The organism is Aeromonas sp. ASNIH8, from assembly GCF_002919855.1.
GTDB lineage: Bacteria > Pseudomonadota > Gammaproteobacteria > Enterobacterales > Aeromonadaceae > Aeromonas > Aeromonas caviae.
Genome location: NZ_PQLN01000122.1, coordinates 1 through 10,336 on the forward strand (window position 1 = coordinate 1; position 10,336 = coordinate 10,336).

11 protein-coding genes are annotated in these 10,336 nt (G+C 41.6%); 6 read left to right on the top strand and 5 right to left on the bottom strand.

Annotated features, from left to right (window positions below):
• The first annotated feature begins 4 nt into the window (after positions 1-4).
• The gene (locus C3418_RS20950; RefSeq protein ID WP_225522578.1) at positions 5-100 is read left to right on the top strand and encodes an integrase core domain-containing protein; all 96 of its coding nucleotides are present in this window, start codon (positions 5-7) and stop codon (positions 98-100) included.
• On the opposite strand, the gene C3418_RS20955 is transcribed toward C3418_RS20950, so the two are convergent.
• Complete coding sequence (locus C3418_RS20955) at positions 97-1,758, bottom strand: UvrD-helicase domain-containing protein (RefSeq protein WP_258040153.1); 1,662 nt, start codon at positions 1,756-1,758, stop codon at positions 97-99. The genes C3418_RS20950 and C3418_RS20955 overlap by 4 nt on opposite strands.
• A 547-nt stretch (positions 1,759-2,305) precedes the next feature.
• Here C3418_RS20955 and C3418_RS20960 point away from each other — a divergent pair.
• Entirely contained in the window at positions 2,306-3,088 is a 783-nt protein-coding gene (locus C3418_RS20960) for a hypothetical protein (protein WP_124812705.1), read from the top strand.
• Positions 3,089-3,232: 144 nt separating this feature from the next.
• Here the strand turns inward: C3418_RS20960 and C3418_RS20965 are convergent, their stop codons facing one another.
• The 4 genes from C3418_RS20965 to C3418_RS20980 all read right to left on the bottom strand — a co-directional run bounded on the left by C3418_RS20965 (position 3,233) and on the right by C3418_RS20980 (position 8,271).
• Positions 3,233-4,453, bottom strand: a complete 1,221-nt coding sequence (locus tag C3418_RS20965; RefSeq protein WP_069785450.1) for an MFS transporter — start codon at positions 4,451-4,453, stop codon at positions 3,233-3,235.
• Complete coding sequence (locus C3418_RS20970; protein ID WP_053288697.1) at positions 4,441-5,253, bottom strand: TylF/MycF/NovP-related O-methyltransferase; 813 nt, start codon at positions 5,251-5,253, stop codon at positions 4,441-4,443. The genes C3418_RS20965 and C3418_RS20970 overlap by 13 nt, the downstream gene beginning before the upstream one ends.
• A gap of 18 nt (positions 5,254-5,271) precedes the next feature.
• Entirely contained in the window at positions 5,272-6,453 is a 1,182-nt protein-coding gene (locus tag C3418_RS20975) for a JmjC domain-containing protein (protein WP_158657420.1), read from the bottom strand.
• 1,353 nt (positions 6,454-7,806) lie between these two features.
• Entirely contained in the window at positions 7,807-8,271 is a 465-nt protein-coding gene (locus C3418_RS20980) for an antitoxin Xre/MbcA/ParS toxin-binding domain-containing protein (protein WP_307773842.1), read from the bottom strand.
• A gap of 189 nt (positions 8,272-8,460) precedes the next feature.
• Between C3418_RS20980 and C3418_RS24185 the strand changes: the two genes are divergently transcribed.
• The 4 genes from C3418_RS24185 to C3418_RS20995 all read left to right on the top strand — a co-directional run bounded on the left by C3418_RS24185 (position 8,461) and on the right by C3418_RS20995 (position 10,092).
• On the top strand, positions 8,461-8,712 hold the full coding sequence (locus C3418_RS24185) for a hypothetical protein (protein WP_127904518.1): 252 nt from the start codon (positions 8,461-8,463) through the stop codon (positions 8,710-8,712).
• Positions 8,713-8,727: 15 nt separating this feature from the next.
• Positions 8,728-8,919, top strand: a complete 192-nt coding sequence (locus C3418_RS20985) for a hypothetical protein (protein WP_042010605.1) — start codon at positions 8,728-8,730, stop codon at positions 8,917-8,919.
• Positions 8,920-9,031: 112 nt separating this feature from the next.
• A complete protein-coding gene (locus C3418_RS20990) occupies positions 9,032-9,331 on the top strand; it encodes a hypothetical protein (protein ID WP_053288698.1) in 300 nt (99 codons plus the stop codon).
• Positions 9,332-9,684: 353 nt separating this feature from the next.
• Positions 9,685-10,092: an H-NS family nucleoid-associated regulatory protein gene (locus C3418_RS20995; RefSeq protein ID WP_005361923.1), complete on the top strand. Its 408-nt coding sequence runs from the start codon at positions 9,685-9,687 to the stop codon at positions 10,090-10,092.
• Positions 10,093-10,336: the final 244 nt, after the last annotated feature.

Sequence of the window (10,336 nt, forward strand, 5' to 3'; positions counted from 1 at the left end):
TCGGGTGATTGGCGACTGGATCCAGTTTTACAACCAGAAGCGTCCTCACCAGGCGCTAAAGATGAAAACACCGGCGCAGGCCTATGCCGAAGCCGCTTAGTTGTGCAGGAACGGCTGGGTCATTACATATGCATGATGAAGCAAATCCAAGATTTCTGAGAGCTTCTTGGAATGATGCACTCCAGTAGCATCGAACCTACTCTGTATGGATTCTTTCGTGAGGCGTTCAACTCGAATGGATTGGAGGGCTTTTGTCAAAAGTTCACCCCAGCCTGTGATATGACCCATATCACGCAGCTTGTTGAACAGCTCATCAGGAGATAATGGGTTAAGAATGACACTATTATCTAACAGCTTTTTCTTGAGGTTTTCCAGTAAGACACCCTCTATCCATTCATAATGGAATGTCTCAATTAAAACAGTTTCACATTCATTATGTAGCATTCTTTTATTATTAATGGACTGATTATAAGAAACACGATCTATATCCGGCCTAGTTCTTCCATTACGGTCTACACCAAAATGTTCAATGTAAAGTTCAGGTTCTATGATTTTAAAGTCTGGGCGATAGTCAAAACCAATATCGATGCGCCGTTTGGTCACATATGGAGACTCATACTTATACTCAACACCATTTTCATAAAGGAAATTTGCTATAAGGAGTTCCTGGTAACCCTTAACGAGATCACTGTTGAGGGTTCTGAATTCGTTGTCCCTGATATACGCTTCATATTCTGACTTTGACTTAAAATCAAAAGGGTTAACGGGTTCTGGGAACAAGTTTATAAAGTCATAAATTCTATCGATATCCGATGATAAATATTCTTCAAGCCATGAGGTGACCCATAGTTTTAGTTTTACGTCATCCTCAGTAAAAATAGATATGTTGGTATCAACGTTTGAATTACGTAGGATCATCCTGCCTAACGCATGGAAAGTAGCAATCTCTGGAGTCGATTCTAGCTCAATATTAGATTTCTTAGCTTTATCTTCGAGGCGTTCACGTAGTTCGTTTGCAGCGGCATTGTTATATGCAAGAACCAAGATCTCCGATGGCTTTGCTAATCCTCGGTCTATCAGATCGAGGGTTTTAGCAACCATGACAGATGTTTTTCCAGTACCAGCTGCTGCAAGCACCATATTCCTATCATTGGAACGTAATACGCCCAAACGCTGTTCATTAGTTAATGGATTTGATTCTACGACATCAAAGAACTCTTTTCTTTTTATAAGTTGATACTCTTCATGCTGCTCGCGTATGTAGTCAATATTAAGAGGATGATATGATATTAGATTTTTTACCTTCTCTATTAGTTCAGGATTTAAATATCTTTCCCATTGTTCGCACTGGGCCTGATAGTCGTGGCTTAATGAAGTACATATTTGAGCAAGATTGTTCACCCAAGAATCTCTTGGGTACTCGTCAAAAGCAAGACTATAAAACTCGGTAACTTTCTGCTCTATTGTTGTTGTAATATGCTTTGCTATTAAATTATTTAGCGACTCAACGAAGCTATCTGAATCAGTACATCTAATAAATTTTTGTTTTTTAGTCTTACATCCAATTTTATAGGTAAGTATCCCGCCTAGAAATTTTCTTTCAAAAGTTGCAAAACTCCTGAAATCGGGTGCAGAATCATTTTCTAAAATAGTATCTTTTTTTGAGGTTACTAAATTATCTCCCTGCACAACAATAGTATCTGAGCCAAGGATTTTCCCAATGAAATTAAATGATAGCTTGGCTATGTAATCATTCATTAACAACTCTCTAATTAATGCGTCATGCGACTTATTTACTTGCCCACAAGTTGTGGTGCCAAATGAGTGATATCGTAACAGATTACATGAGTGGTTTGGTCACAAACCTATGAGTAGAGAAAACTAGATGAGAGGGCGATCACACCGAGCTGCATGTTTGGGATTGTGATGTCAACTGGCTGCACACCTGGTGTTGTTTGACCTCAAGAGCATGTGACATTGCGTACAAGCCCCATGGGACTGGCAACAATGTAGCACTCCATGCGGCCACGTTGGCAACAAGCGGGAAAGCAGCGCGTATCCACGCGCCAGCATCATCGTTGAAGATACTGCGATTCCAGATAGTTAACTGATAAAGCCAATAGAAAAGATCTTGATGAGTCCTCTTTATTCATGGCATGATAGTGTCATGGGTACTTCTGCACCCAGTTAGCCGACCTAGGCGAAGGTGTGTGACCAGCAGAGTGAAAGAAAATTCAATTAACCCTATTCTTCTATAGGGCGTATGTCGGCTAGCGCATCTAAATTGATGAAGGACAGGCGTATCATGAAACACCAAAACGATCACATCAAATTCCCTTCTGGTAATACCGTTGAATTCTGCCGTAAAAAAGCCAAAAAGCTCGCCAAGGAAAAGGGAATAAAGCTAGCCCAAGCGTTAGACATCATGGCTGAACTTAATGGGATTTCTGGTGGGTGGCACAATGCCATGCAGCAGCTTAATAATAAGCTTCAGCCTTCTGCGGTAATATCACCTAAACTACCTGAGAAATTGGAAAAACTGTTTGAAAAGATTGGTGCAGCAATACCTAAGCAGCCTGATCATGTTGAGCAGCTGATTAAAGATGCTGCAATGCCTAAGTTGCCCGCTAATGTTGAGCAGCTGATTAAAGACGCGGCAATGCCTAAGCTGCCTGCTAATGTTGATCGGCTGATTAAAGACGCTGCAATGCCTAAGCTGCCTGCTAATGTTGAGCGGCTGATTAAAGACGCGGCAATGCCTAAGCTGCCTGCTAATGTTGAGCGGCTGATTAAAGACGCTGCAATGCCTAAGCTGCCTGCTAATGTTGAGCGGCTGATTAAAGACGCTGCAATGCCTAAGCTGCCTGCTAATGTTGAGCAGCTGATTAAAGATGCTGCAATGACTAAGTTGCCCGCGAATGTTGAGCGGCTGATTAAAGATGCTGCAATGCCTAAGTTGCCTGATCATGTTGAGCAAATTCTTAAAACTGTTGATGTACTTATTCCGCGTGAAATAAGGGAGTATCAAAAGACACTGAAGCAGTTTGAGGATGTAGTTAACAAGCCGCTCTCTGACTTGAGGAAATAAGGCTTCATGTAATAGAGTGTACAGATATAGTTATCACTTGACACCGGCTTCAAACCGGTGTCTTTTATGCTACTAGGTTAGTAATGATGTTTTTATAAGCCCACAGAAGATCGCTTCCTAGCAGCTCATATCACCTCTTAGCGCCTACTCTTGGCTCTTTGCATCCAACGTCTGTTTAACGCCTTTTCTTGCAGTCATCATATACACAGCAAATAACCCTGTGATACCAGTAACACCTGCCAGTACAAACAAAAAAGCTCCAGATGAATGGCTAAGTACAAATGCTCCTATGAATGGCGCTATAAGCATCGCGCTGTTCTGGATTGCTTGCAGCCGTCCAGCTGCAATCCCAAGGCTTGCTTGAAAATTTTCAGCCAGGTATACATTTGATGAGATCGCAAATCTAGAACTGAAAAGCCCTACAACAAAAAATACTATAGCCAATGATGCCAATTGCAATGTAAAAGGTTCATATAATATGGGGGCGATCAAAATAAACATACACATAGTAATAAAGGCAGGGAATAAGATCTCCTCAATTAGTCCTTTAAGAGAAGAAGACGTAGCATTACGAGCACTCCACAACCCATACAGAAAGTTTCCTATAGCAGATGAAGATACTAATACACCAAGGGCACTTTTATCTAACCCGTTATCTCTAAGTAAAATTGGGAGTTGATTGTTGACCATGAAAACGGCGATAAAAAATATTGCCATTACTATGGCATATGAATTCCAACTTTCATTACTCAATGTTGATGGCTTTGAGCTTGGTGAATTGTCCAGTCCATCTTTAACTGTTGTAGTCTTTATTGTCCAGAACACAATGCAGCCAGCAAGCGTTAATCCACCTGAAATCAACAATGCATATTCGTCACTCCCGAATGACGCGATTGCTCCACCAAGTGCAGGGCCAGTTATCTTTGCTGCACTATTCATCATATTTAGCAAGGAATAGTAGCGAGTTCTGTTTTCCGCTGGTACACAACGAGCACTGATAACTGATATAGCTGGTGTGGCTATGCTATTAAATAGAGATCTAATTACAGCTATTGCCACAAAGATATATAGGTTGCTTGCAGTTAATAGTGCAACAGTCAGCAACGCCCTTAGCACGAGACTCGTACGCAACCAATAAAGAACTTTACAGCCATTAACCAAATTACTAATAAATCCGGTAAATATGATACCTGGCAATAGCATACTTGCGCCGATAATTGCTATCTCCATGCTATCAACTTGAAATCGATACACACATATTGTCAGTATGGCTATATAGTCAATCCATCCCCCGAACACGACCAACCCATCACCCAGTAAAAGTAGCTTGAGACGGTTTGAAAATGAATGAGTTATTTTATCCAAAAGAATACTCCTGCAACTTCATCTGCAATTTGAAGTGGTTTTGAAATTCCATTTTTTTCTCTAAATTCATCAACCGCTAGCTTACATCCTGGTAGATTATAATCATCAATGATGATGAATCCACCATCGGATATTAGGTGATATACGTTATCTAGAACGTCTTTTGTTGAGCTATACCAATCCGCGTCAATTCTTACAACACTAAACTTAACATTAGCAGCTGATAATGATGGTAGTGTATCTTCAAACCAGCCTGGCATGAAAATTATGTTATCATCGAGTAATCCATAACGATTAAAATTTTCCTTTACATCATCAATGCTTGCTAAGCAGTCCAGGTTATATATCGGGAGTGCCTTAGAAAATCGATACCAGAAATGATTTGCAAAAATCCCATCCTGGGTACTGGGAACCGGTAGACCTGAAAAGGAATCTGCTACATAAACCTTACGAGATGAGTTTAGGCTTTTCAGAACTCCAGCCATGTAGATTGAAGTCCCCCCTCTCAAAACCCCACAATCTAATACATCGCCAACAATCTTTTTTTCATTTGTGATTGTTATGGCATCTCGTATATTATTCAATGCGTCAATGCTAACGTATGTATGAATATTTCTAGATCTCTTGGTGTACTGAAGGATTTGAGTCAAGTCTTCTGCGCTGATATTAAGATTGATACCATCGTTCATTAATAAGTCTAGAGTCTTCTTTATTTCGTCCACTTCATCAGGTGTTGCTTTTGGACTATCAGGCTCATAGATTTTGTTTGTTAGCACTTTACTTAATAAATCAAGATACACGAAAACGCCCCTTTAATGTTACTCTAAAATGAGAATGCCAACATTAGCCAACTCTTGACAGAGCAGAACTTTCGACTCTAGGTTTAGGTCGCCAGAGAGCTGACTTGGAGTAAAGCAAACTAATCCACTTGAGCAAATATAATCTATTTCACCCTGACAATAATCAGGAAGAGTTACATTCGAAGGCCTTGAAACAAGCGGTTTTCCTGGGCTGATTGTCGAACTAAAATATATTGATATAGAACCGTCACCAGTTCTAGCTTGTATATCAACACCTTGCCTTAGCCGTAGCTTTGTTGACTCAGTAATCGCATGTGATGCAGCAAGAGTTTCCAGGCGTCTATCGCAGGTCTCATGTTTGGTTGCGCTATATGCGATATCAAAGTCAGCTTTAATTACATCAAAAGGTACTTTCTTTAATCGATCTAAAAGTAGTTTTGTATTTTTATCAAGAAGATCTCGTTCAGTGAATGGATAAATATTCTGTCTGAGTTCAACTATGTGCTCAGACATTAGCCGTAGGTATCCTTCCAGTACTTCAAAAATTTTTATTGGTTGCAAACCAATAGCCATATGTAATGAGTGGCTATCTAAGCATCGTGCAGAATGTGGCGCTCCTGCTGGAATATATAATATATCTCCAGGTTCTAGAATAACCTCAATTGATGGAGCTCCAAGATCGACATCTTTAAAGTTCTGTTGAAGTGGAAGAGTTGGATTATCGATTACCTTGTCCCAAACATGCCAAACTTTACGCCCTTCTAGTTGGACAACAAAAACTTCTGTGGTATCAAAATGCGTATCAAGGCCTGGGAAGTTTGCGCCAGTAAGGAATGGTTTTGCGAAAACATATCCACCAAAAATGTCCTCAAGGCTTTTGCAGATCTTAGCGATGTCACTGTGACGATTATCAAGATCTTCTAGCTTAAGTGTCGCACCAGATTTGAACGCTTCAAGTACGAATTCTCGTTGTGTTGTTGCTTGACCATGATAGGTCGGTATCGTTATTGCCACCCCATCCTTAGTTATTCTAACTAAGTTATGTAGCATGCCCTCTCCAGCAATCAAATAGCGATCAAAGTCAGCCAGGGTGAACATATTGATGAGACTGCTCTCTGCTCTTTGGAAGAGTGGCTTTTTTTCGAAGTAATTATTAAAAAAACTTTCTTGGTCAATAGACCCTATAATTTTATGCAACATTCTATAATCCCCTATTAAAAAAGGATGGTGTATACACACCATCCTTTTTCATACGTTCATATTCAGAACAGTACGTGCTGAACATGTTTCAGTGCAGCCGCAGAAACGAATTTAATATCCTTTTTATTCAGAGTCATTTTTTATTTCCTTATGAAATGAAGGTTGATGAATACCAGGAGCGAAGGCTCCAAACGGCGATTTCAATTTAATGGCCGAGAAGTTAGATGTAAACACCTTCTAGCAGGAAGATGCACGAGTGTTGATTATTTGTAACAAGCGATAATCCGTAGGATGTTGAGTCGAGTAGTGATATTGACTGAGGAAAATGCATATTTGATATAGAAAATTCAAATTCTTTACCAACATTAAGGCAAAAATATTTTTTTGACCCTAAGTGATTACTTATCTGGGTAACAAAAATCAATTGACATCTATATGTGAAATGTGGGTTTCACTATAAATTAGATTAATAGACTTCTTTTACACGTCTTGCGATTACTCAGTGGTTTTAAATCTGGTAAATGAGCTTGGTTATAGTTGTTTTGAAATAAATCAAACATACAAGCTATGTTATGCTCAGTCTCCTGCTCTACATGTAACCTCTGCATTGGTAAGCAAAGGTACAGAAAGCAGTAGCTCGTAGCCTATGATGAACATGGTGATATCAGACCGACTTCAACTCAGACAAGAATAGAGTCAAGGACGCTCAAAGACATGTTCTGTTGAGAGTAGTAGGTCAGGAGTGAAACGCTAGAGCGACCCGTCATCACATAATGTGACCGTATCTGTGTGTATTGGGATCCCATGGGTTTGTAAAATCGTTCCGGTTGTGACAACCAGGGTCGGGTAGCAGGGGGGGGTAAGGATGGCGTTACAGTAACGCCGTATGCGATCTGTTCATGTGTAGCGAATGCTAGCAGAGAAGTGCTTGCATAGGTAAAACAATCATTTTTTAAAAGCACGTTTTTTATTTCCACCCTACAGGGCGAATATAACCACACCTAACTGAGGTTATGTTGCTGTTTTCTGTTTATAGACATATAACTTACTACTAAGTGATGAAGCGTTGATGTCTTAAGCCAAGTTAATGAATTTTAATTTATCAGAGCTCTTTAAATTCCATTGATTTAATAAAAACAATTTGTAGGGGTAGTAAAAACTGGTTTCTCTTCGCTGCGCAGCAGCGGAATGTTGAAACGGAAAAATTTATTTATAGCTCTCATAATTAGTAAATGGACAGTTTACCGAACTTTTCAAGTGGGGTGGATGTGAAAAATTTTGAAAATCATTCTGTTTGGTTTAAGTTTGACCAACTGAGCTGGTTTTATCCTCACAGCCCCCCTGATTTATTGCTTATATGCAAACCCCATGCTGAATTCGTCCCACAAGATCGATAACTGCCTGAACTCCCATCTGTGTAGTCAACAACGTGGCTGGAGCCACGCCACCAAGGCCCCTAGCTGGACGGTGTAACCATGACAATGCCCTGAGGGCATCGTCTTCCTGAAGGGACAGAGCGGCATCGAGGGCGAGCACTACTCCATACACCCTGGCTCCTTGTGATATTGATAGCGCGGTATCTGCTTTGAGCCTGCGAGTCACAGTGCTCCGGCTAATACCAGTTAGCTTACATATCACACCCACATCAGTTTCAACCAGCGCAGCTAGCTGATGAATGATGTCCGCAGGAACTCCAGCCACAATCCACAGATGAACGTTCAATGCTTCACGAGGAACATCCAAGGATTCAAGGCGTGTTGTTCTACGAAGCGGGTGATGGACTGCATCGGGTGTCATGTTACATACCTCTGTCTGCATGTGCTCTTTATCATGCCCTATCTCAACCCACCCTGTCGTGCCCAGTGTTCAACAAATTTTGCACATGTTGCAGGGGCGACTCTGTTAGTTTCCAACCAACTAGGTTTGTGTCTTGATTTATTGATGGACATCATGATTAACCCCGAGCAATATTCTGTAGTTTAGAGGAGTTGATTAGGGATAGGATAAATGCCTATTTATACAAGTGTTTTAAAGTTGGATAAACCAATTGGAACACCACCCCATCCAGTAGAGGTGAGCGTCTATTCCAGCCCGTATGGTGGCTACATCAGAGTCAGTGAAATGGATGTTCATAATGAGAATGCTGCCGCATTCACATCCGCTTTAATGTCCGCAGATGAGTGTCGTGCCCTTGCTCGGTCACTAGACGCGATGGCTTCCGTTCTTGAACAATCGGAAAAAAATGGTGATATGTCCTAGCACCGAGGAGAGTCGATGACTGAGCTGATCTGTACTGAGCCTGGCATAGGTATTGAGCTTGGGACTACTTTTCAGGTTCTATCGGAGAACGGCTCTGAATGGGAAATCCTGTTGGGTAATGAATACCGAAGGGTCAACAAACGCAGCGGGCGCGTTACAGGTTGGAAAACACCTCCAAAATTTGAGTGCAAAGACATCCAAAAATAACAAATGAGAGTTCAATGCTGGTTATGCCAGTGATAAATAGCCAGCCCAGGTTACTCCCAGATCAAAAGCAGAAAATTATAGTTTTCATAAAGCCTTAAATAAGGGGCTCAGCATGCTCGTAAAAGAAATTGTGCCAACAGAACAGGTCGTTGACATTCTCTGTGATGTCTGTGGTCGTAGTACAAAAACGAATTTTGGAACCAACCAATACGGCTCGTTATCGGCGGATTTTGGCTATGGTTCCCGTCACGATGGTGAACGTTACAAGGTGCATCTGTGTGAAATGTGTTTTTTCGGTATACTCGCAACAATGAGGGAGATGCATCGCGGGGAACATATGTTTGACGATGACTATGAGGCTGCAAACCCAGACACATTTGGGCGTGATTATTCTAATAGGGAGATAATCTGAATAGTATGCCCCCATATTCGAGTTTGTGTGGAGAGAACTATTTCCTATCATCGACTCATTCTGTGAGCCAATGATATTGTCCAATCGGCTCATTTCGTGAGCCGATCAAGATCGTTCATCGGCTCATCTGGTGAGGTGGTCTCAACGCTCACTACCACCTAGATTAAGTTTTTGGCTACACAGTTTCATAGAAGATTGGAGCCAGGCCACTAAGCAGATCCAAACGCGATTTCGCTCACGTCTTTTTGAATAATGCTATTTATCTAATCGTCTTGGTGCCAAAAATAGTGGAGCTGATGCTGGGATTAAGAGATAATTTTCCTGATATAAAAATGTGATACATGAGGCTATCAATGAACGAATTTCTGAAAATCCTGCTGAATATCCGTAGCCTTCGTGCCGCATTGCGCGAGTTGTCTTTCGAGCAATTGGTCGAAGTTAAAGAGAAATTGGATGAAGTTTTTGCTGAGCGTGAGCAACAAGAAAACAAAATCAAGGCCGAGTCCGCTGAACGCCTGCAAAAGCTGGCTGAGTTCACCGAAATGCTGAAAACAGCAGGCATCGATCCGAGTGAGCTGGTTGGTGCAACGGCTCCAGCGAAAGCTGATGGTTCAGCTAAAGCGAAACGCGCTCCTCGTCCTGCAAAATACAAATACGCCGAGGATGGCCAGGAGAAGACCTGGACTGGTCAAGGTCGCATGCCCAAGGCTATCGCGGAAGCGGTGGCTAATGGTCGAGCATTGGAAGAATTTTTGATTTAGTGCTGAGAGCCCATGCCAGCTCGGCGTGGGCCTTTAATTCTGTTTTTAGTAGGAGCACCGTATGGGGAGGACATTGGAGGATATGATTTCATCCGAATCACCCGAGGTTGTCCAGAGTGCATATTCCGGCCGATCATGAACACCAATTCCGATTCAACGTGAACACCATTTCCGGACCAATGTGAACGCTCATTCCGGTTCAACCTGAACACTTCGCCCCTCCTTTCCGGAAACAGTGTTCAAC